Below are 20736 nucleotides of genomic sequence, written 5' to 3'. Positions count from 1 at the left end.
GCGGCGGCGTTGTTTTATCTATGATGTTTGAATCGAATGAACCCTAGCCCGAGACAAGGAGTGGCGAAAGAATGCTCAACGCCCTGACGGCGCTGATCCGAGGCACGCGGCTGGTCTTCAGCCCGGGCCTGAGACGCTATGTATTCGTGCCGATGCTGGTCAACCTGGTGGTCTATGTTGCCGGGCTCCAGTTCGTGCTGAGTCATTTTGGCGGCTGGCTGGATGGCTGGATGACGATGGTGCCGGGCTGGCTTGATTGGCTCGAATGGCTGATCTGGCCGCTGTTCGTGGTGACCCTGGTGCTGGTGGTGTTCTTCAGCTTCACCCTGGTCACGCACCTGATCGCCGCCCCCTTCTATGGTTTTCTGGCGGCCAAGGTCGAGGCGCAACAGACGGGCCGTCCTCCCCAGGACGAACGCGGACTGGTGCGCACCGGGGTCGATGCCCTGGGCCGCGAGCTGGTCAAGCTCGGCTATATCGTGCCGCGCATGGCGCTGTTGTTTGTGCTGAGCTGGGTGCCGGCGGTGAACCTGCTGGCGCCGCCGTTATGGTTGCTGTTCTCGGCCTGGGTGATGGCCATCACCTACCTTGACTACCCGATGGACAACAACGCCGTCAGTTTTGCCGATATGCGCCGCCGGCTGCGCCGTCGCTGGTGGCCGACCCTGACCTTCGGCGGCTGGGTCACGCTGCTGACCTGGATTCCATTGGCCAATCTCTTCCTGCTGCCCGGCGCCGTGGCGGGCTCAGTGCTGATGTGGGATCGCCACTATCGCGATCTTGACGCCTCAGGCGCGGCGGTCGCAACCCGTCGCTAAGCCCAAGGGCCAGACCTGCGGACTTCTTTGATGTGAGCTCTCGGTATCGTCTGGTCTGACGCCAAAAGCCCCGCTGGCGGGGCTTTTTTAGGTCTGGCGGCGTTTAGATCTGGCAGCCACATCAGGCGTGAGCCGCTTGATCCTCGACCATACGCTTGTGGGGGAATACGCAGCGAAACACGGCCCCTTGGTCGGGATAGGAGGAAATTTCCAGTCGGGCGTCGTGGCGCAGCAGTACGTGCTTGACGATGGCCAGGCCCAGGCCGGTGCCGCCGGTGGCCGTGCTGCGGCCCTTGTCGACCCGATAAAAACGCTCAGTGAGGCGAGGGATATGCACCGGGTCGATGCCTTCGCCGTCGTCTTCGATTTCCAGGGCAGCGCCCGCCGGATGATCGCGCCAACGCAGCACGATATGGCAGCCCTCGCCGCTGTAGCGCACGGCGTTGAAAGCCAGGTTGGAGATGGCGCTGCGCAGTTCCTTGGGGTCGCCGCGCAATGCCTGTTGCGACTGGATGTCGAGGCTGATCTGGTGGTGGCCGCCCGACAGTGACTCGGCGTCGTGCTGGATCGCTTCCAGCAGGGGCGGCACGGAGACATGCTCGTTGTGCGCATTGGGCTGGTCGATCTCCAGACGCGACAGCATCAGCAGATCATCGACCAGATTCTGCATGCGCTTGGCCTGGCCCTGCATCTGCGACAGGCTGCGGGCCAGGCGCGGCGGCATGAGCTCGGCGTGGTCGGCATAGGTCTCCAGGTAGCCGGTCAGCACCGTGAGCGGGGTGCGCAGCTCATGGGAAACGTTGGCCACGAAGTCGCGGCGCATCTGCTCCAGGCGATGCAGGCGGGTGATGTCACGGGCCATCAGCAGGCGCTCGTCGTCGCCATAGAGCGTCAGTTGGAACTGCAGGACACGCCGGTCGTCGATCGGCGAGGTCAGCGTCAGCGGCTCGCCGTAGGCGCGCTTGTCGAAGTACTCAACGAAGCGCGGGGCGCGGATCAGGTTGGTGATGTGCTGGCCACGGTCCTGATGCGTCTTCAACCCCAGCATGGTCTCGGCGGCGCTGTTCCACCATTCCAGATCGCCACGGCGGTCGAGCATCACCACGCTGTCGCTCATCGCCTCCGAGGAATCCTGAATGCGTTGCAGGGTGCTGCGCAGGCGCTGCTGGGTCTTGGCTTGTGCTTTCTGATGATGATGCAGGCGATCGAAGATCTCGCCCCAGATCCCGCTGGCCTCGGGTGGGTCACCGTGCCTCGAGTGGGTCAGCCAGTGATGCAGGGCGTGTAGCTGGCGCAGATGGAAAACTAGATAGATCCCGACTCCCAGAGCCAGACCCAGGCCGGGAGCATCGAAGACCAGCCCCGCCAGGGTCAGAACACCCGCCAGCCAGGCCAGCCGCCAGAATTCCAGGGACCAGAGTTTCATCTATCGCTCAGCCCTTGGCAGAGAAGCGGTAGCCCGTGCCGCGCACGGTCTGAATCAGGTGTTGATGTGCCTCGCCAAGAGCCTTGCGCAGGCGGCGGATGTGTACATCGACGGTGCGCTCCTCGACGTAGACATTGCCGCCCCAGACCTGGTCCAGCAGCTGACTGCGGGTATAGGCGCGCTCCGGGTGGGTCATGAAGAATTGCAGCAGACGATACTCGGTGGGGCCGATATCCAGCGGCGCACCGTGGGTGCTGACGCGATGGCTGGCCGGGTCGAGCATCAGGCCTTCGACCTCGACCGCCTGTTCGATGCCCTTGGGCGTGGCGCGGCGCAGCACCGCCTTGAGCCGGGCCACCAGCTCGCGGGGCGAGAAAGGCTTGGTGATGTAGTCATCCGCCCCGGCCTCGAGCCCCTGAATCTTGTTGTCTTCTTCGCCCTTAGCGGTCAGCAGGATGATCGGCAGTTCGGCGGTGGTTTCGTCACGCTTGAGGCGACGGGCCAGTTCGATACCGCTGATGCCCGGCATCATCCAGTCGAGTACCAGCAGGTCGGGCTGATGATCGACGACCATGGCATGCGCTGTCTGGGCGTTGTCGGCCTCGAGGACCTGATAGTCGGCCATCTCCAGGGCGATGGCGATCATCTCGCGGATAGAGGCTTCGTCATCGACGATCAGGACGGTCTTGGTGCTCATCTGGCTGGCCTCCTGGCCTCACAGGGACAATGACAAGATGATGACGATTCCACCACGCTAATATGACATTGCCATGACATGGGGCGTCCACCAAGGACTCATTCTAAGACCCTTTTCAAGGGCGCTGACGTGGGGCATGCGTCTGTCGCGCTCTTGCCGGTGTCGCTGTGGCTCGGCCCAGGGGTCAGGCTGCCGGCCATAGCGTCAGGGCCAGGCCGGCGAACAGCACCAGCCCCGCCCAGTGATTATTGAGGAAGGCCTGGAAGCAGCGATCCCGGTCGCGGCCGCGGATCAGCCTGAATTGATAAACGAAGATCGCGGCCATGGCGCCTAGCCCCAGCCAGAAAAAGCTGCCCAGGGCCAGGCGAGCACCGACCAGCCCCAGCAACCCAAGGGTCAAGAGCTGCAGCAGCACGATCATCAGGATATCGGCGCGCCCGAATAGCACCGCCGTCGACTTGATGCCGATCTTCAAGTCATCGTCGCGGTCGACCATGGCGTACTGCGTATCATAGGCGACCGTCCAGCACAGGTTGGCGGCGAATAACAGCCAGGCCTCCAGCGGTACGGCGCCGGTCACGGCCGAGAAGGCCATCGGAATGGCCATCGAGAAGGCCGCTCCCAGCACGACCTGGGGCAGGTGCGTATAGCGTTTCATGAACGGATAAACCGCCGCCAGGGCCACGGCGGCCACCGATAGCAGCACGGTGAGACCGTTGGTGAAGCACACCAGCACGAAGGAGGCGGCGATGAGGGTCGCGAACAGCGCCTTGGCCTCGCGCTCGGCAATGCGACCGGTGGCCAGCGGCCGAGACTTGGTGCGCTTGACGTGGCCATCCAGGTGACGGTCGGCGTAGTCGTTGACCACGCAGCCTGCGGCGCGCATCAGATAGACCCCGGCGATGAAGATCAGCAGCAGGTTGCGGCTAGGCAGGCCCTCGGCGGCCAGCCACAGTGCCCAGAGCGTCGGCCACATCAGTAGCCAGGTGCCGATGGGGCGATTGAGGCGCATCAGCGCCAGAAAGTCGGGCAGGCGGGCCAGGCCGCGGGGGCGCTCGACGTGATCCATCTCGATCTCCATGTTGTCTCTCAAGGCCCCGTTATGACGCCTATCGTTCGGGGCCAGGGCACTCTTGTATCGCGCCGGTCGATTCAACGCCAGGGCTCGTTTTGCGCCACGGCCAAGTGATGGGATTCGGGCGTGAAGAACGGCAGCTCAGCGCGGCGGCAGGCTCAGTTCAGCGGCCATGGTATCGAGGAAGAACTCCTGAACAAGCACCGCGAAGCGGCCGTGATGAAACATCGAGCGCCGCCCCCAGGGCCCGTGGCCGTCGTGGAAGCCTGCCGTGGCCTGGGTAACCTCAATCGGCCCGCGTTCCAGGTCCGGCTGACGGAACAGCCAGTGGCCCAAGGAGCGCTCGCCGAGGCGATCCAGGCGCTGGCCGTGGAGCTTGGCGAGCGGCACCACCGAGCGAGCGACCACCCAGGGCCGCTCGTCGATACACAGCGCCACCTCGCGCAGCCAGGCGCGCTCTCGGGGCTTGAGCCCCAGTGCCCGGGCTTCGTCGTTGCTGGGGCGGCCGATGCGCTGATCCAGCAGCCGCACCCGAAAGGGGCGACCGTCGGCGGCAGCGATCAGTCTCGCCGTCAGCGAGTCGCGGCTGGCGACCCAGGTCCACCAGGCGGGGCTCATCGCCGGCCGCGCCACGGCGGCGGGATACCAGCGGCGCCAGGGGGTGTTCAGCCAAGCGGTGTGTAGAGAGGGAGATGTCGGGCGATCGCGCACCGGGCGCCTCCAGGCCAATATCGGGGCGCATAGTGTACCATGCAGCGTTCACGTTATTGCTTGTCGGGAGCGCCATGACTGCACCCTTGACCATCCTCGGCACCGGCATGGCCGGTATTCAGTTGGCCCGCCAGGTGCGTGCCCGTGACGCCGCGCGGCCGATTACCCTGATCACGGCCGATAGCGGTGACGATTATTCCAAGCCGATGCTTTCCACCGGCTTCGCCAAGGGACTGCCTCCCGCTAGGCTTGTCAGCCGCGATGCGCTCTCGCTTGCCGAAGGCCTCGACGCCGTGGTCCGCACCCACACGCGGGTCACGGCGATCGACCCGCTGACGAAGTGCCTCGACATCGGCACCGAGACGCTGCCCTATGGCGAGCTGGTGCTGGCCACCGGCGCGGCACCGGCGGCGCCCTTCGCGATTCCGCCCGCGCTGGCTGAGCGTGTTTTCACCATCAATGACCTGGATGACTATCGCGCCTTCCACGCGGCACTCGAGGCATTCGAGCGTCCGGCTCGCGTGGCGATCATCGGCAGTGGCTTGGTCGGCTGTGAGTATGCCAATGACCTGGTAGCCGGCGGCCATGGGGTGACGCTGATTGCCCCGGAGCCTACGCCGCTGGCGCGGCTGCTGCCCGAGACGCTGGGCGCCGCTCTGCAGGATGCCTTCCGTGAGGCCGGCATCGCGCTGGAAACGGGCCGCACCCTGGCAGCGCTCGACGAGGGCGGCGAGCAGCTGGCGCTGACGCTCGACGATGGCCGGACGCTCGAGGCGGATCTGGTGCTGGTTGCCACCGGCCTTTCGCCGCGCACGGCGCTAGCCGAAGCCGCAGGCCTAGCCGTGGGCCCCGAGGGCGTGCATACCGATCGTTATCTGGCTACATCGCAGCCGGGCATCTATGCGTTGGGCGACGTGGCCTGCGTCGATGGCATCAACGCCATGTACGTCCAGCCCCTGCAGGCCGGTGCCAAGGCGTTGGCGGCGACGCTCACCGGCACCCCGACGCCGGTGTCCTACGGCCCCTGGCCGATACTGGTAAAGACACCGCTGCTGCCAGTGGTCGCGCTGCCACCGCGCCAAGTGCCGGCCCACTGGCGGATCGAGGGAGAAGGGCGCGATTGGAGCGCGCTGGCGGAAGACGAAAACGGACGTATGATTGGTTTTGCGTTGACAGGGGCCTGCGTGCGTCGGAAAGTCGAACTGGCACGAGTCGCCCCAGCATTGCTAATCTAGTTTGGCTGCTGCCGGCGTGACCACTTCGATCACCTCGGCATCATGGTCAACACCGGCTTGGATTCGAACCACCGCGACTCCACCAAGAACCGACCTCACAACGCACTGAGGCGGCGGATGCCGTCTTGAACCGCACACCAGGAGGGCTACATGCGCAAACCAGAACTTGCCTCGGCGATCGCCGAGCGTGCTGACCTATCCAAAGACAAGGCCAGCCAAGTACTCAACGTTATCCTCGATGAAATCACCGGCAGCGTCGCCAAGGGACAAGATGTCTCGCTGATCGGCTTCGGCTCTTTCACCGTTCGCGAGCGTGCCGCCCGCACTGGCAAGAACCCTCAGACCGGTCAGCCGTTGACCATTCCGGCCAGCAAGACCGTGGCGTTCAAGCCCGGCAAGGCGCTGAAAGACGCCGTCACCAAGTAAGGTTGGCGGTCATCTGCGCGTCCCGGTAGACGCGCTCCACCGGTCGCCGGTCGGCCGGTGGAATGAACTTCTTCCCCTGAGGCATGCCCATGACGCTTCGTTTGATGCTCTGGCTGCTGAGCGTAATGCTCAAGCGCGCCCGACGTCGCAAGCCACGCTTTCGTGAAGCCCTGTCCGAGCTGAAGCATCTGGACTGGGGGATCGGCACCGAGGATCTCTCGATTGCCCGCCATTATCGAATGAGTCCCGACGGCATCACCTCCGCGCCCGGCCTGCCGATAGATCTTGATCTGGAGCTGCGCTTCGAGGATGCGGCCACGGCCGTCAAGGTGTTGCGCAAGCCGACGCCCCGCGCCTTCCGAGAAGGGCTGATGGCCGGCAGGCTTCGCCTGGTCGGTGACAGCGGCGATCTCGCCAAACTGCAGCGCCTGTTCAAGCACCTGTAGCAACTCGCTGTTGCCAGTACCTCACTGCCAGTACCTCACTATAAGTACCCGTAGAGGGCCTCGGCAGCAGGTCTTGTCGGCTCCCGTCTCGATATCAAGCCCCGCTCCCTTCGCCGACTTTCTGCATGATGCAGGCCGCTAGTCGGTCGCGATCCCTAGGCGGCCCATTTAGGATGGTGAGCGGCGTGCACAGTGGTTCATCAGCCAGATGGAGTTATACTAAAGTCTAACTATTTTGCTGCTGGGCGTTATCGCCTCGCCGCCGGCAGATGACGCGGCCAAGCGCCTGCCGCTGATGCCGCCATCCTTGCCGCCTGTCAGGAGTTATTGAGATTTCCGCTTCGTTCTCTCATTCGCTGCGCCGACTGTGGACACTCGACAAATTCGCCTACAGCTTCCGTGTCTTCATCGCCTTGAGCGGTGCCATGGCGCTGAGCTGGTATCAGGACCATATGGCGCTGGCCATCCCGCTGTTTCTCGGCATCATCGCCAGCGCGCTGGCGGAGACCGACGATCACTGGGAGGGGCGTGTCAGGGCGCTGTTGGTCATCTTGCCCTGTTTTTTCGTCGCCTCGGCGGCGGTTGAGCTGCTCTTTCCCTGGCCCTGGTTGTTTGCCACCGGGCTGACACTGGCGACGTTCACCCTGATCATGCTGGGCGCTATCGAGCAGCGTTACGCGACGATCGCCACGGCGACGCTGATCCTATCGGTCTACTCGATGATCAATATCGAGCAGCACGGCGGGACTACCGAGGGCCACTTCTGGTACCAACCCATGCTGCTGGTCGGCGGCGCCGCTTGGTATGGCGTGATCTCGGTCGTTTGGTGCGCGCTGTTCTCGCGTCAGCCGGTCAAGCAGAGCATGGCGCAGCTATACCGGGAGCTGGGCGAATACCTGGTGATCAAGGCGACGCTGTTCGAGCCGGTCAGGGAGGTGGATGTCGAGAGCCGTCGTGTGGCCTTGGCACGGCAGAATGGGCGCGTGGTGATGGCCCTCAACCAGGCCAAGGAGATGATCTTCCGGCGCCTTGAAGGCCAGCGTGGCAGCCGTAAGCTCAACCGCTATCTGCGGCTTTATTTCATTGCTCAGGACATTCACGAGCGCGTCAGCGCCTCCCACTATCCCTACTCGGCGCTCGCCGAGACGTTTTTTCACTATGACGTGCTGTTTCGCTGCCAGCGGCTGCTCGACCAGCAGGGGCGGTCCTGCAAGCGCCTATCCAAGGCGCTGCTGCTGCGCCAACCCTTCGATCACGGTCCGAGTGAGCAGGCACTGGATGACCTGCGCGCGTCGATCGCCTACCTGCAGGACCTGGATCATCCCCAATGGGCGCCGCTGCTGCGCTCATTGCAGGCGCTCGGACGCAACCTGACGACCCTGGAGGAGCAGTTGGCCAGTGCTTACAACCCTGATGCCAGCGCCGACCAGAAAGACCCCAGCCTGTTCAATCGTTCCCCGCGTAGCGTCAAGGATGCCTGGGAGCGCATTCGCCTCAATCTGACGCCCGGTTCGCCGACCTTTCGTCACGCGCTTCGCCTATCGCTCGCGCTGCTGGCGGGCTATGGCGTGCTACACCTTATCCACCCCACGCAGGGCTACTGGATACTGTTGACCACCTTGTTCGTGTGTCGGCCCAATTTCGGCGCCACACGGCGCTTTCTCCGCCAGCGTATTCTGGGCACCACGATCGGGCTTCTCCTGGGCTGGGCATCGATCAGTCTCTTTCCCAGTGCCTTGGTGCAGTGCCTGCTATCGGTCGTTGCCGGTGTCGCTTTCTTTGCCAATCGCGAAAAGCACTATGTCATTGCCACGGTCGCGATCACCGTCATGGTGCTGACCAGCTTCAACCAGGTTGGCGATGGCTTCGATCTGATTATGCCGCGCCTTGTCGATACGCTGATCGGCGCCCTGATCTCGGGGCTGGCGGTCTTCTTTATCTTGCCCGACTGGCAGGGGCGGCGGCTCAACAAGGTGGCGTCGACGGCGCTATCGCGCAATAGCGACTATCTGCGCGAGATCATCCATCAATATGAGACCGGCAAGCAGGATGATCTCGCCTACCGTCTGGCGCGGCGCAACGCCCACAACGCGGATGCCGCGCTCTCCACGGTACTCGCCAACATGCTGCAGGAGCCGGGTCATTATCGTAAGAAGGATGCCGACGAGGGTTTTCGCTTTCTGGTCGTCTCGCATACCCTGCTGGGCTATCTGTCTGCGCTGGGCGCCCACCGCGGCACCCTGACGACGAGCGCGGGCGATGCGTCAATTTATGCAGCGGCGCGCCGCTTGGCCGATGGCTTCGAGGCGATTGCCGCCAATCTGATGTCGGGCCAGCAGAGCCCGGACTTCCAGGATGAACAACGCGCCCTGCAGACGCGCTTCGAGCAAGAGCCCACCATGGCGCAGGACGATGGCGATGATGCTCGCCGAGTGATCCAGACTCAGCTTTCGCATATCGCACGCCAGCTGGTGCCGATAAGCGAGGCGGCAGACCGAGTGCTTAACCACCCAGACGATGAGTCGGCGGATGCCTCCTACGCCGGTCAGGCCTGACTCGGCCCAGACTGACTCGGCCCAGACTGACTCGGCCCAGACTGGGTCGGCTGAGACTGATTCGGCTCAGACCTGGCCGTAGCGTCCGGCTTCTTCACCCAGCCAGCGTCGAATCAAGGGTGCGCTCGAGGCCGGGGATTCTTCGAGCAGGGCCTTGGCCAGTGGGCCGACCCGCTCGAGCAGGTCACGGTCGCGTTCCAGGTCGGCAATCTTCATTGCCGCAAGCCCCGTCTGGCGCGTTCCCAGCACCTCGCCGGGCCCGCGCAGCTCCAAATCCTTCTCGGCGATGCGAAAGCCGTCGGTGGTCTCGCGCATGACGCCCAGCCGCTCCCGTGAATGTGCCGACAGCGGCGGATGGTAGAGCAGCACGCAGAAGCTCTCGGTGGCACCGCGCCCGACCCGGCCGCGTAGCTGATGAAGCTGCGAGAGCCCCAGGCGCTCTGGATTCTCGATGATCATCAGGCTGGCGTTGGGCACGTCGACGCCGACCTCGATCACCGTGGTGGCGATCAGCAGGTCCAGCTCACCGTCCTTGAAGGCCGCCATCACCTCGGCCTTCTCGCCGGCCTTCATGCGACCGTGCACCAGGCCGATGGCGAGCCCCGGCAGTGCCTCGGTGAGGCTCTCGTGGGTGGCCTCGGCGGCCTGGCACTGCAGGGCCTCAGATTCCTCGATCAGGGTGCAGACCCAGTAGGCCTGGCGGCCCTCGGCGCAGGCCCGTTCGATACGCGCGACTACCTCGGGGCGGCGCTCGTCGGGCACCGCCACGGTCTGTACCGGGGTGCGCCCCGGCGGCAGCTCGTCGATCACCGAGACGTCCAGGTCGGCATAGGCGCTCATCGCCAGGGTGCGGGGAATCGGGGTGGCCGTCATCACCAACTGATGGGGCGTCAGGCCTGCGGCTTCACCTTTCTCGCGCAGTGCCAGGCGCTGGTGAACGCCGAAGCGGTGCTGCTCATCGATGATGGCAAGCCCCAGGCATTGGAAGTGTACGTCGGCCTGAAAGAGCGCATGGGTGCCCACCACCAGCTGTATGCGGCCGTCGGCCAGCGCCGCCTTGGTATCGAGCCGCGCCTTACCCTTGAGCTTGCCGGCGAGCCAGGCCACCTCGATGCCCAGCGGCTCGAACCAGTCCTTGAAGGTGCGGTAATGTTGTTCGGCGAGCAGCTCGGTGGGCGCCATCATGGCCACCTGGCAGCCACCGGCGATGGCGGTGAGTGCCGCCATCGCCGCCACCACCGTCTTGCCCGAGCCCACATCACCCTGTACCAAACGCAGCATCGGCACCGCGCGCTCGATATCCCGACCGATCTCGTCGAGTACCCGGCGCTGGGCGCCGGTCAGCGAGAACGGCAATTTCGAGACGAAGCGTGCCTGCAGGCTGCGGCCAGAGGGCAGCGGCGGGGCACCATCGGCTTGAATGCGCTGGCGCACCACCCGCAGGCTGAGCTGGTGGGCCAGCAGCTCCTCCAGTGCCAGACGACGCTGGGTCGGGTGTGTGCCCGCTTTTAGCTGCTCCAGATCAGCCTCGGGCGGCGGGTGGTGCAGGTAGTCGAGTGCCGCATGCAGCTCGGGCAGTTGGAAGCGCTCGCGCAGGCTGGTGGGTATCCAGTCCGGCAGCGCCGCCGGCGCCTCGTGCAGCAGGCGCATGGCTTGATCGATCAGTCCGCGCAGACGGGCCTGATTGAGACCCTCGGTGGTGGGGTAAAGCGGCGTCAGGTGCTCATCGACTACCGCCTCACCGGCCTTGATCAGGCGATATTCCGGGTGATAGATCTCGAGCCCGGTGGCGCCGGCCCGAGCCTCGCCGAAGGCGTGGACTCGGGTGCCGGGCTGGAACTGCTGCTGCTGCGCAGGGGAGAAATGAAAGAAGCGCAGACTCAAGATGCCGGAGCCATCGGTGAGGCGTACCAGCAGACTGCGCCGCCGCCCCTTGATCACGTCGCAGGCTGCGACCTCACCCTGCACCACCGCCTCGTGCCCGGCGCGCAGGGTGCCGATCGGCGTCACCCGGGTACGGTCCTGATAGCGCAGCGGCAGGTGGAACAGCAGGTCGGCGATGCTCGCGACGCCTAGCCGGCCAAGCTTGCCGGATAGCGCCTCGCCGACCCCCTTGAGGGCACTGACGTCCTGGGTCAGCTCGCTCATGAGGTCTCGAGCTGACGGGCCCGGCAGCGCCGGATGGCCTCGGTGAGGGTGTCGATGGCCTTGGGCCGTGGGAAGCTCGCCCGCCAGGCGATGGCCACGGTGCGCGAGGGCACGTCACTTGAGAAGGGCTTTGCTGTCAGCACCCCGGCTTCGTAGTGACCGGTGCCGATCGCCGAATGGGGCAGCACCGTAATGCCGAGCTTCGAGGCCACCATATGACGAATGGTCTCCAGCGAGCCGCCCTCGGCGGTCAGAGTATTGTTGGGGCTGTTGAGCTTGGCACTGATCGCCGGGCAGGCTTCGAGAATCTGATCGCGGAAACAGTGCCCCTCGCCGAGCAGCAGCAGGCGTTCCTGGAGCAGGTCTTCCTTGGCGATGCTGTCCCGCGAGGTCCAGGGGTGGTCGGCGGGCATCAGTACCTCGAATTCCTCATCGTAGATCGGCTTGGTTAGCACGTCGGTCTCGGTGAAGGGCAGCGCGACGATGATCGCATCGAGCTCGCCGCTTCTCAGCTTACGCCGCAGGTCGGCGGTGAAGCCTTCCTCGATGTACAGCGACATCTGCGGCGCGGTGCGGGTCAGCTCCGGAATCAGGTAGGGAAACAGATAGGGCCCGATGGTATAGATGGCGCCGATGCGCAGCGGGCTCGCCAACTGGTCCTTGCCGGCATTGGCCAGCTCGCGGATGACGCTTGACTGCTCGAGCACACGTTGCGCCTGTTCGATGATCTGCTCGCCCAGTGGCGTGACCTGCACCGTCGACTTGGAGCGCTCGAACAGCGCTACCCCGAGCTCCTCTTCGAGCTTCTTGACGGCCACTGACAGGGTCGGCTGGGAAACGAAGCAGCGCTCGGCGGCACGCCCAAAGTGGCGCTCTTGCGCCAAGGTTACGATGTAGCGGAGTTCTGTTAGAGTCATGGTGATGCCTGGCGGCGCACTCGCAGTAAATGAACAGGATGGTTCTGATAGCTACTTTTTATCAAGGGGCAGGGCAAAGGTGAAGAAGACGACACTGATTATTGGCTGTGGCGACATCGGCACGACCCTCGGCAAGCGTCTCACCGAGGCCGGTCACCGAGTGGTTGGGGTGCGCCGTACGGCCGCGACGCTCGAGGGCAGCGGCATCGAGCCGCTGAGTCTCGATATTCACAGCGAGGGCGCGGTCGCCCAACTGCCCGATGCCGATATCCTGATCTATGTGCTGAGCGCCGACCGCTTCGAGGAAGACGCCTACCGCGCCGCCTACCCGGCCGGCCTCAAGGCGGTGCTCGCCGAGTTCGCCGGCCGCGAGGCGCCGCCGCGTCATGTGTTCTTCGTCTCTTCCACTAGCGTTTATGCGCAGCGCGAGGGCGAGGAAGTCGATGAGGACAGCCCCATCGAGCCCAGCGGCTTCTCCGGCCAGTTAATGCAGGAGGCCGAAGAGGCGCTGCTGGCACATGAGTTGCCGGGAACCGTGGTGCGTTTCTCGGGCATCTATGGCCCCGGGCGCGACCGGCTGATCCGCCAGGCCGGCGAGGGGCGCATCGCCGCCGCCAATCCCCCCATGTATTCCAACCGTATCCATCGCGACGACTGTGCCGGCGTGCTCGATCATCTGATTCAGCGCGTGTTGGACGATGCGCCGGTGGAGCCGCTCTACCTGGCGAGCGACTGCGAGCCGGCGCCCTTGCACGAGGTGATGACCTGGCTTGCCACCAAACTCAAGGTTGAGTCGACCGAGGTCATCCAGTCGCCGCTGCGCCGCCGGGCCAGCAAACGCTGCAATAACGCCCGCCTGCTGGCCTCCGGCTATGTCTTCCGCTACCCAAGCTACCGTGAGGGCTATGCTCAGGTCCTGGAAGCCGGCGGCTTCCTACCCGAGGCCTCCCGCTAGCATCAAGGGCGTTACAGCCGCCAGCGATAGCCCAGTGATAGCACCTCGAGACCGTCGTTAGGCTGCTTGATGCTGGCATTCGAGTAGTGGGCGAGGGCCAGTTGAAGCGCGCCAGGCCCCCAGGGCCTGCCGATCGCCAAGCGGTCCTCGAATTGGCCGGCAGTGCCAAACTCGCTGTCGCGCAGGTGGGCCTCGAGGAAGATAGCCGCGCCGACGCCCCCCTCGATGAAGGTGCCGCCGGCAAAGGTGTAGCGCAGCGCAGGGGCCAGCACCAGCGCTGCATTCGATTTCTCGCTGTTGCGCCCGGGCAGTAGTAGCAAGCGCCCGGATAACTGCAGCGACCACGACTGCCACTCGCTGGACAGCCAAGGCAGGGGCGTGACGCTATGATGCAAGCCAAGCGTCAGCGTCGGGCTGTCCTCACTGCTGACACCAGCTTCCAGGCTGGGGTCCAGCGTCCCAGCCTGTGCCTCCAGCGTGCCCCACCCAAGCATAAGGGCAACCATCACTGCCCCTCGCCATTCTTTCACCATCCATTGTTTATTTGCTGGCATGCTTGTCCCTCCTGGAAACACGCTATTGAAGCGAGCCGTTACGGGCTCAATGAGTATTAGCCGATAATAGCATTAGTCGAGCCAGGCGCCGCGATGAGCGCCCTGTGGGGGCAGGGTGAAACAGGAGGGTATGAGGCAGTGTAGGGCCGGCTTGGGGCCGTCTCTCACTGGCAGTGAGGGCGTTTTAGTGCCAGATAAACAGGCTGACCGAGCGTTCCTCGCGCGTGGCGGCTTGGCTTGTGCGCGAGGAACGGCCGATGGCATTCGCCATTGGATCAGTCGCCGATCACCATGACGGCTTCGGCTTCAAACTGGCTGCCCTTGGGCAGGGCCTTGATGCCGACCGCGGCGCGGGCCGGGTAAGGGGTGACGAAGAACTCTTCCATCACCCGGTTCACGATGGCGAAATTGTCGAGATCGACCAGGTACAGGTTGATCTTGACGATGTCCTGCAGGGTGCCGGCGGCTTCTTCGCAAACCGCAGACAGGTTCTTGAAGACCTGGCGGGCCTGTGCCTCGAAGTCGTCGGAGACCAGCTCCATGGTGGCCGGGTCCAGCGGGATCTGGCCAGAGAGATAGACGGTATTGCCCGCCTTGATGGCCTGAGAGTAGGGGCCGATGGCGGCTGGTGCTTTCTCGGTGTTGATGACGGCTTTATTGCTCATGGCGATGCTCCTGTTGTGATTGTGGCGTGAAATAAAACGACGAATATCCCCGCCCGCGTGTATCGGGCGGGGGGAAAGCAAGAGTGTTAATTGCGTACGCGGGTGATCTTGTCGACGTGGGACAAGTTGCGGATCCGCTTCATAATGCTCGCCAGGTGGACGCGGTCATGGACCGACAGGGTCAGGTTGACGATCGACAGTCGGGCATCGCGCTCTTCGATGCCGATGCGTTCGATGTTGGCATCGGCGTCGGTCACCAGGCTCGCCAGCTCGGCGACCAGGCCGCGACGGCTTTCCATGTGGATACGCAGCGCCACCGGGAAGTCTTCCTGAATGTTGTCCGACCAGGAGAGGCTGAACAGCTTGTCTGGATCGCTCTTCAGCTCCACCAGATTGCGGCATTCGGTGCGGTGCACGACGATGCCCTTGCCGACCGACAGATGGCCGACCACCGGGTCACCGGGTAACGGATGACAGCAACGGGCAAAATTGATGACCATGCCATCGGCGCCGCTGATGACGATCGAGCCTTCAGCATTGCTGGAACCGTTGTCACCGCTATTTGCCGGTTGGTCCTCGGGTAGCTTGTTGGCGAGCCGGTAGGCGATGGCGTGGGCCATGCGGTTGCCAAGGCCAATCGACTCCAGCAGCTCATCGCTGCGATTGAGCGAGAGCTCCCTGAGCAGCGATGGCAGGGCGTCTTTGGGCAGTTCTTCGAGGCTGAGCTCGTAATCGGCAAGTGCCTTGTTGAGCAGGCGATGGCCGAGTTGGACGGACTCGGTGTGCTGCTGGTGCTTGAGCGCATGACGAATCGCCGAGCGTGCCTTGGCGGTCATCACGAACGACAGCCAGGCGGTGTTGGGCCGCGCCCCGGGCGCGGTGATGATCTCGAGCGTCTGGCCGCTTTCCAGCCGGCTCGACAGCGGCGCCAGGTGGCGGTCGATGCGACAGGCAATGCAGCTGTTGCCGATGTCGGTGTGCACGCTGTAGGCGAAGTCGATCACCGTAGCGCCCTGGGGCAGCTCCATGATGTCGCCCTTGGGCGTGAACACGTAGATATCGTCTGGGAAGAGGTCGTTCTTGACGTGCTCGATGAACTCCAGCGAGTTGCCCGCCTGGCGCTGCATCTCGAGCAGGCCGCGTACCCATTCCCGCGCCCTGGCATGGCTGCCGGCGGCAATCGGCCGCTCGGTCTGGCCGGCCTTGTAGAGCCAATGGGCGGCGATGCCGTTGTTGGCCATGGCCTCCATCTCGCGGGTGCGGATCTGCACCTCGATGGGCATGCCGCCGGTGCCGAACAGGGTGGTATGCAGGCTCTGATAGCCGTTGGCCTTGGGAATGGCGATGTAGTCCTTGAAGCGCCCGGGCACCGGCTTGTAGAGGTTGTGCACCGCACCGAGGATGCGATAGCAGGTATCGACATCGTCGGTGATGATGCGAAACCCAAATACGTCCATGATCTCAGCGAACGGCTTACGCTGGTCGCGCATCTTGCGATAGATCGACAGCAGGTGCTTCTGGCGCCCGACCACGGTGCCCGACAGACCGTCATCATCCAGGCATTTCTGCAGGCTCGACTGGACCTGGCGGATGGTGGTGCGACGGCTGCCGCGCGCCTTGCCCACCGCGCGCTTGATGCGCTCGGCGCGCATCGGGTGCAGGGCCTGGAAGGACAGATCCTCGAGCTCGACGCGAATGGTGTTGATGCCGAGGCGTCCGGCAATGCGAGCGTAGATTTCGAGGGTTTCGCGGGCGATGCGGCGCTTCTTGTCCGGGCGCAGGGCACCCAGGGTGCGCATGTTGTGCAGGCGGTCGGCGAGCTTGACGATGATCACCCGGATATCCCGGGACATCGCCAGTACCATCTTCTGGAAATTCTCAGCCTGGGCGACGGCCTTGTCTTCGAAGGTGATCTGCGTGAGCTTCGAGACGCCGTCGACCAGCTCCGCCACCGGTTCGCCGAACTGCTCGGCGAGGGATTTCTTGGCGACGCCGGTGTCCTCGATCACGTCATGCAGCATGGCCGCCATCAGCGCCTGATGGTCCATGTGCATGTTGGCGAGAATGTTGGCGACCGCCAGTGGATGCGTCACATAGGGCTCACCCGAACGGCGGCGTTGGCCGTCATGGGCCTGTTCGGCGTAGTAGAAGGCGCGCTTGACCTGGCGGATTTCCTCCGGGGGAAGATAGCCGCCTAGGCGGTCGGCCAGGTCATCGATGGTGAACATGCAGCACGCCTATATCCTGAACACAGAGCAAAAGTTGACGATATCAGAATTCAGCGCGGTTGCATCATTCCTCGCCCATTTCGGGCTCGCGACGGGGACGCACCGGCGCCTCGATCGGCTCGTTGAGGACGTTTTCGTCAATCTTCTCGGCGGCGATCTCACGCAGCGCCATGACGGTGGGCTTGTCATTTTCCCAGGGCAGCAGCGCATCGCGGGAGCCGCGGGCCAGCTGACGGGCACGCTGGGTGGAGATCATCACCAGCTTGAAACGGTTTTCGACGTGTTCCAGACAATCTTCGACGGTGACTCGCGCCATGATCAGGTACCTGAGTTCGAGGGATGGGAAAGATAAATCGTTCGAAGGCCCCGCCAACCGGCACGCTGCGGGACCGTGCAGTCTACTGTAGCCCTTCGTCCTGTGACAAGAGCGACGCCAGCAGCTTGCCCTGGCGCTCGCGTACCCGGGCAAGTCGGGTACGCTGGCCGCGCACCAGCGCTTCGAGATCGGCAAGGGCCGTGGCGAAGTCGTCGTTGATGACCACATGGGCATATTCGTCGAAGTGCGACATCTCGCTGATGGCGTCACGCATGCGGCGCTCGATGATCGCTTCGTCGTCGGTACCGCGGCCAGCCAGCCGGGCGCGCAGCGCGGCCCGAGAGGGCGGCAGGATGAACACCGACTCGGCCTCGGGCATCTGGGCGCGGACCTGACGGGCGCCTTGCCAGTCGATCTCCAGGATCACGTCCTCGCCGGCTGCCAGACGCGCTTCCACTGCCGGGCGAGAGGTGCCGTAGTAGTTATCGAAGACGCGAGCGTGCTCGAAGAATTCACCACGCTCGATCATCTCCTCGAAGCGCTTGCGGTCGACGAAGTGGTAGTTGACGCCGTCCACCTCGCCCGGGCGCTTCTCGCGCGTGGTGTGCGAGACCGAGACGCCGATGCCGTCCAGGTGCTCGAGCAGCGCCTTGACCAGGCTGGTCTTGCCGGCTCCCGAGGGAGCGGAAACGATATAGAGGGTGCCTTGGGGCATGAGCGAGGTCCCTGACGTTGACAGCTGAAGAGCGAGCAGCTCGGAAAGGCGCGAAGTATCGCATAGATTGGCCCTCGCTCTACAGCATCCCGGTTTGGCCACCCTGCCTCAGGTGGCGAGGGATCCCGGTCCCTTGGCCCATATCATCGGCGAGGAGTTCGAGGACGTACTGAGCGGCCACCGAGTTGCCGCGCTCATCCAGCGCCGGTGACCAGGTGCAGACCGAGAAGCAGCCCGGGACGATGGCGATGATTCCGCCGCCGACCCCACTCTTGGCCGGCAGGCCAGCCCGGTAGGCGAAGTCGCCCGCCGCGTCGTACATGCCGCAGGTGAACAGCAGCGAATTGATCCGCCGTGACAGGTCGGGCGCGATGAACTGCTCGCCCAGGGATCGGGCGTATCCCCCGGCGGCCAGGAAATTGAAAGTCCGGGCGAGGTCGACACAGCTCATGGACAGTGCACAGCAGGAGAAATAGGCCTGCAGGACGGCGTCCACGTCGTTGTCCAGATGGCCGAAGGCCTGCATCAGATAGGCCATGGCGGCGTTGCGGGCTCGATGCTGCCACTCGGAGGCCTGCACGCGTTCGTCGATGTGGATCGTCGGATTGGCGGACAGCCGGCGGGCGACGTCGCGAAGGTGTTTCGAAGGCGTGGCGAAGGCGCTGACCAGGCGGTCGGTCACTGCGATGGCACCGGCGTTGATGAAGGGGTTACGGGGCTTGCCGCCCTCCACCTCGAGCTGAGTCAGGGAATTGAAGGGCATGCCTGAGGGATTGCGGCCCACCCGCGTCCACAGGGCATCGCCGTGCACGCGCAAGGCCAGGGTCAGCAGCAGCGTCTTGGCGATGCTCTGAATCGAGAACGGCTCCTGTGCCTCGCCGGCGTGATAGATATTCCCGTCATTGGTGCAGATGGCGATGCCGAAGCGGTCGGCCCGCCGTTGCGCCAGCGCGGGAATATAGTTGGCGACGCGGCCGCTGCCCAGCCGGGTTCTGGCGCGTCGCTCCAGGCTTTCCACCCATTCCTGCATCGTTTCCATGAGAACTCTCTGGCTGGTCGTCGCGAAGGGAGCCAGGACGCGACGGCCCGGCGGCGGCAGATGCCGTGGCCGGGCCGATGACGTCCGGAAGGAGAAGCCTGGCTAGGGAGTGGTCGGCGATGCCGCCTGGGAGCGGCGCACCCGCTCACGATCCTCGGGTTCGATCTCCCAGGCTGTGGGGTCGACGTTGAGGTCGCTGAACTTGTCGGCCTCGAAGATCGGTTGCCCGACGCCGGCCTGGATCTGGTCGTCGAAGTCGCGCAAGATGCGCCGCCCCGGCTTGAAGAGCAGGATCAGCGCGATCAGGTTGGCCAGAGCCAGGAAGCCCATGGTGGTGTCGGCGAAGGCGAAGACGGTGCCCAGGTCAGTCATCGCCCCCCAGATGCACAGACCGATGATGGCGAGGCGAAAGGCGTTGAACAGGGTACGATTGCCGCGGCTGAAGAAGTCGAGGCTGTTCTCGCCCAGGTAGTAGTTGTAGAGGATGGTGCTGAAGCCGAACAGCAGCAGCGCAACGCTGACGAAGCTGCGGCCCCACTCCCCGACATGATCGGCCAGGGAGGCCTGAGTCAGGGCGATGCCGTCGATGCCGGCGCCGAGGGCCGGATCATAGGCCCCGCCGAGCAGGATGATGAAAGCGGTGGCGGAGCAGATGATCAGGGTATCGATGAACACCGAGAAGGCCTGCACGATGCCCTGGTTGACCGGGTGCGGCACGTAGGCGACGGCGGCGACGTTGGGTGCGCTGCCCAGCCCCGCCTCATTGGAGAACAGGCCGCGCTTGACGCCCATCAGGATCGCCGCGCCGATGCCGCCGCCGATGGCCGGCTCGAGGCCGAAGGCGCTCTTGACGATCAGCGCGATCACGTCCGGGATCTGGGTGATGTTCAGGCCCAGCACCACCAGCGCGATCAGCAGGTAGCCGCCCGCCATCACCGGAACCAGCACCTCGGTGACCCGAGCGATGCGCTTGACGCCACCGAACACGATCAGCCCCACCACCAGGGCTAGGCCGAGGCCGGTGATGTGAGCCGGGATGCCGAAGGCATCGTCGAAGGAGGTGGCCACGGCGTAGGACTGCAGGGCGGTGAAGGCGAAGCCGAAGGTGGCCAGCAGCAGCACCGAGTAGAGGCCGGCCAGCCAGGTCCAGCGGCGCCTGAGCCCGCGGGCGATGTAGCGGGCCGGGCCGCCGCGGTAGGTGCCGTCGGGCTCGGCGGTCTTGTAGGCCTGGGCTAGGGTGCACTCGAGGAAGCTGGTGGCCATGCCCATCAGGCCGACCACCCACATCCAGAACACCGCGCCCGGACCACCCAGGGTGATGGCCACGGCGACGCCGGCGATGTTGCCGCCGCCGACCCGCCCGGCCACCGACAGCAGCAACGCCTGGAAGGAACTCAGGTGGCCGTGTTGGTCCTTCTTGAAGGCCTGGCTGGCGCTGAGGATGCGGAACATGCGGCCGAAATAGCGGAACTGTACGCAGCGCGAGGCCAGGGTGAAGCCGACCCCGACGGCGATCAGCAGGGCGATCAGAACCTTGCCCCACAGCAGGTCGTTGATCAACGCGAGCATGCGGCACCTCCCTCGTGGATCGTCGACTCGGTAGGGGAGACGGTCGCGGCAGGGAAGGCCGCCTTTATGATGGTTGGCATCGTTGAACCTCTTATTCTTGGAGTGTCGCGGCTCTCGTCATGGAGCCACGCCATCAAGAGCAAGGGGCGTGCCAGGTCAGGGTTTTCTCTTTAAATGATTATTTTTTATGATTTTTTTGGGAGTGGTTGGCTTCGGTGACGAGGGTGAAGGGGTATAACCT

At 64.4% G+C, this 20736-nt stretch carries 18 protein-coding genes and 1 pseudogene; 6 read left to right on the top strand and 13 right to left on the bottom strand.

Annotated features, from left to right (window positions below):
- Nucleotides 1-71: 71 nt before the first annotated feature.
- A complete protein-coding gene (gene cysZ / locus BLR71_RS08735) occupies nucleotides 72-818 on the top strand; it encodes a sulfate transporter CysZ (protein ID WP_092525174.1) in 747 nt (248 codons plus the stop codon).
- Between the two features lie 121 nt (nucleotides 819-939).
- Here the strand turns inward: cysZ and phoR are convergent, their stop codons facing one another.
- The 4 genes from phoR to BLR71_RS08715 all read right to left on the bottom strand — a co-directional run bounded on the left by phoR (nucleotide 940) and on the right by BLR71_RS08715 (nucleotide 4727).
- The gene (phoR, locus tag BLR71_RS08730) at nucleotides 940-2244 is read right to left on the bottom strand and encodes a phosphate regulon sensor histidine kinase PhoR (RefSeq protein ID WP_092525173.1); all 1305 of its coding nucleotides are present in this window, start codon (nucleotides 2242-2244) and stop codon (nucleotides 940-942) included.
- A gap of 7 nt (nucleotides 2245-2251) precedes the next feature.
- Nucleotides 2252-2941, bottom strand: coding sequence for a phosphate regulon transcriptional regulator PhoB (phoB, locus tag BLR71_RS08725; RefSeq protein ID WP_092525171.1), 690 nt, complete (start codon nucleotides 2939-2941; stop codon nucleotides 2252-2254).
- A 184-nt stretch (nucleotides 2942-3125) separates the two neighbouring features.
- On the bottom strand, nucleotides 3126-4022 hold the full coding sequence (gene ubiA, locus BLR71_RS08720; protein WP_422730767.1) for a 4-hydroxybenzoate octaprenyltransferase: 897 nt from the start codon (nucleotides 4020-4022) through the stop codon (nucleotides 3126-3128).
- Nucleotides 4023-4157: 135 nt separating this feature from the next.
- Nucleotides 4158-4727, bottom strand: a complete 570-nt coding sequence (locus tag BLR71_RS08715) for a chorismate--pyruvate lyase family protein (protein WP_422730766.1) — start codon at nucleotides 4725-4727, stop codon at nucleotides 4158-4160.
- A gap of 74 nt (nucleotides 4728-4801) precedes the next feature.
- Between BLR71_RS08715 and BLR71_RS08710 the strand changes: the two genes are divergently transcribed.
- The 4 genes and pseudogenes from BLR71_RS08710 to yccS all read left to right on the top strand — a co-directional run bounded on the left by BLR71_RS08710 (nucleotide 4802) and on the right by yccS (nucleotide 9389).
- The gene (locus tag BLR71_RS08710; RefSeq protein WP_092525170.1) at nucleotides 4802-5962 is read left to right on the top strand and encodes an FAD-dependent oxidoreductase; all 1161 of its coding nucleotides are present in this window, start codon (nucleotides 4802-4804) and stop codon (nucleotides 5960-5962) included.
- A 138-nt stretch (nucleotides 5963-6100) separates the two neighbouring features.
- A pseudogene (locus BLR71_RS08705) lies at nucleotides 6101-6388 on the top strand (HU family DNA-binding protein); the annotation flags it as partial.
- Nucleotides 6389-6477: 89 nt separating this feature from the next.
- Nucleotides 6478-6834: a hypothetical protein gene (locus BLR71_RS08700; protein ID WP_092525417.1), complete on the top strand. Its 357-nt coding sequence runs from the start codon at nucleotides 6478-6480 to the stop codon at nucleotides 6832-6834.
- Between the two features lie 332 nt (nucleotides 6835-7166).
- On the top strand, nucleotides 7167-9389 hold the full coding sequence (gene yccS / locus BLR71_RS08695; RefSeq protein ID WP_092525166.1) for a YccS family putative transporter: 2223 nt from the start codon (nucleotides 7167-7169) through the stop codon (nucleotides 9387-9389).
- 66 nt (nucleotides 9390-9455) lie between these two features.
- Here the strand turns inward: yccS and recG are convergent, their stop codons facing one another.
- Nucleotides 9456-11537 carry an ATP-dependent DNA helicase RecG gene (gene recG / locus BLR71_RS08690; protein WP_092525164.1) on the bottom strand — a complete coding sequence of 694 codons (2082 nt, stop codon included), beginning with the start codon at nucleotides 11535-11537 and terminating at the stop codon, nucleotides 9456-9458.
- Nucleotides 11534-12454: a LysR substrate-binding domain-containing protein gene (locus BLR71_RS08685; RefSeq protein WP_092525162.1), complete on the bottom strand. Its 921-nt coding sequence runs from the start codon at nucleotides 12452-12454 to the stop codon at nucleotides 11534-11536. Before BLR71_RS08685 ends, recG begins: the two co-directional genes overlap by 4 nt.
- A gap of 79 nt (nucleotides 12455-12533) precedes the next feature.
- Here BLR71_RS08685 and BLR71_RS08680 point away from each other — a divergent pair, with 79 nt between their 5' ends.
- Nucleotides 12534-13409: an SDR family oxidoreductase gene (locus BLR71_RS08680; RefSeq protein WP_092525160.1), complete on the top strand. Its 876-nt coding sequence runs from the start codon at nucleotides 12534-12536 to the stop codon at nucleotides 13407-13409.
- Between the two features lie 11 nt (nucleotides 13410-13420).
- Here BLR71_RS08680 and BLR71_RS08675 read toward each other — a convergent pair whose 3' ends face one another.
- The 7 genes from BLR71_RS08675 to BLR71_RS08645 all read right to left on the bottom strand — a co-directional run bounded on the left by BLR71_RS08675 (nucleotide 13421) and on the right by BLR71_RS08645 (nucleotide 20495).
- Nucleotides 13421-13963 carry an acyloxyacyl hydrolase gene (locus BLR71_RS08675; protein ID WP_092525158.1) on the bottom strand — a complete coding sequence of 181 codons (543 nt, stop codon included), beginning with the start codon at nucleotides 13961-13963 and terminating at the stop codon, nucleotides 13421-13423.
- 275 nt (nucleotides 13964-14238) lie between these two features.
- Entirely contained in the window at nucleotides 14239-14628 is a 390-nt protein-coding gene (locus tag BLR71_RS08670) for a RidA family protein (protein ID WP_092525156.1), read from the bottom strand.
- Nucleotides 14629-14714: 86 nt separating this feature from the next.
- The gene (locus BLR71_RS08665; protein ID WP_092525154.1) at nucleotides 14715-16856 is read right to left on the bottom strand and encodes a RelA/SpoT family protein; all 2142 of its coding nucleotides are present in this window, start codon (nucleotides 16854-16856) and stop codon (nucleotides 14715-14717) included.
- 64 nt (nucleotides 16857-16920) lie between these two features.
- Nucleotides 16921-17172 carry a DNA-directed RNA polymerase subunit omega gene (gene rpoZ, locus BLR71_RS08660; protein ID WP_092525152.1) on the bottom strand — a complete coding sequence of 84 codons (252 nt, stop codon included), beginning with the start codon at nucleotides 17170-17172 and terminating at the stop codon, nucleotides 16921-16923.
- Between the two features lie 82 nt (nucleotides 17173-17254).
- Complete coding sequence (gmk, locus tag BLR71_RS08655) at nucleotides 17255-17887, bottom strand: guanylate kinase (protein WP_092525150.1); 633 nt, start codon at nucleotides 17885-17887, stop codon at nucleotides 17255-17257.
- 79 nt (nucleotides 17888-17966) lie between these two features.
- A complete protein-coding gene (gene glsB / locus BLR71_RS08650; RefSeq protein WP_340147962.1) occupies nucleotides 17967-18926 on the bottom strand; it encodes a glutaminase B in 960 nt (319 codons plus the stop codon).
- Nucleotides 18927-19028: 102 nt separating this feature from the next.
- Nucleotides 19029-20495 carry an alanine/glycine:cation symporter family protein gene (locus BLR71_RS08645; protein ID WP_092525148.1) on the bottom strand — a complete coding sequence of 489 codons (1467 nt, stop codon included), beginning with the start codon at nucleotides 20493-20495 and terminating at the stop codon, nucleotides 19029-19031.
- Nucleotides 20496-20736 lie beyond the last annotated feature (241 nt).

Origin of the sequence: Onishia taeanensis, assembly GCF_900100755.1 — a bacterium.
In the GTDB taxonomy this organism is placed as follows: domain Bacteria; phylum Pseudomonadota; class Gammaproteobacteria; order Pseudomonadales; family Halomonadaceae; genus Onishia; species Onishia taeanensis.
The sequence above is the reverse complement of the archived record's forward strand: the minus strand, read 5'-3'. Positions and strand labels throughout refer to the sequence as shown.

What these genes read in the sequence shown, in the direction of transcription:
- phoB (WP_092525171.1), bottom strand. Translation starts at nt 2,941, where the DNA reads ATGAGCACCAAGACCGTCCTGATCGTCGATGACGAAGCCTCTATCCGC.
- recG (WP_092525164.1), bottom strand. Translation starts at nt 11,537, where the DNA reads ATGAGCGAGCTGACCCAGGACGTCAGTGCCCTCAAGGGGGTCGGCGAG.
- BLR71_RS08675 (WP_092525158.1), bottom strand. Translation starts at nt 13,963, where the DNA reads ATGCCAGCAAATAAACAATGGATGGTGAAAGAATGGCGAGGGGCAGTG.
- BLR71_RS08645 (WP_092525148.1), bottom strand. Translation starts at nt 20,495, where the DNA reads ATGCTCGCGTTGATCAACGACCTGCTGTGGGGCAAGGTTCTGATCGCC.
- cysZ (WP_092525174.1), top strand. Translation starts at nt 72, where the DNA reads ATGCTCAACGCCCTGACGGCGCTGATCCGAGGCACGCGGCTGGTCTTC.
- BLR71_RS08710 (WP_092525170.1), top strand. Translation starts at nt 4,802, where the DNA reads ATGACTGCACCCTTGACCATCCTCGGCACCGGCATGGCCGGTATTCAG.
- glsB (WP_340147962.1), bottom strand. Translation starts at nt 18,926, where the DNA reads ATGGAAACGATGCAGGAATGGGTGGAAAGCCTGGAGCGACGCGCCAGA.
- gmk (WP_092525150.1), bottom strand. Translation starts at nt 17,887, where the DNA reads ATGCCCCAAGGCACCCTCTATATCGTTTCCGCTCCCTCGGGAGCCGGC.
- BLR71_RS08700 (WP_092525417.1), top strand. Translation starts at nt 6,478, where the DNA reads ATGACGCTTCGTTTGATGCTCTGGCTGCTGAGCGTAATGCTCAAGCGC.
- BLR71_RS08665 (WP_092525154.1), bottom strand. Translation starts at nt 16,856, where the DNA reads ATGTTCACCATCGATGACCTGGCCGACCGCCTAGGCGGCTATCTTCCC.
- ubiA (WP_422730767.1), bottom strand. Translation starts at nt 4,022, where the DNA reads ATGGAGATCGAGATGGATCACGTCGAGCGCCCCCGCGGCCTGGCCCGC.
- BLR71_RS08670 (WP_092525156.1), bottom strand. Translation starts at nt 14,628, where the DNA reads ATGAGCAATAAAGCCGTCATCAACACCGAGAAAGCACCAGCCGCCATC.
- BLR71_RS08685 (WP_092525162.1), bottom strand. Translation starts at nt 12,454, where the DNA reads ATGACTCTAACAGAACTCCGCTACATCGTAACCTTGGCGCAAGAGCGC.
- phoR (WP_092525173.1), bottom strand. Translation starts at nt 2,244, where the DNA reads ATGAAACTCTGGTCCCTGGAATTCTGGCGGCTGGCCTGGCTGGCGGGT.
- rpoZ (WP_092525152.1), bottom strand. Translation starts at nt 17,172, where the DNA reads ATGGCGCGAGTCACCGTCGAAGATTGTCTGGAACACGTCGAAAACCGT.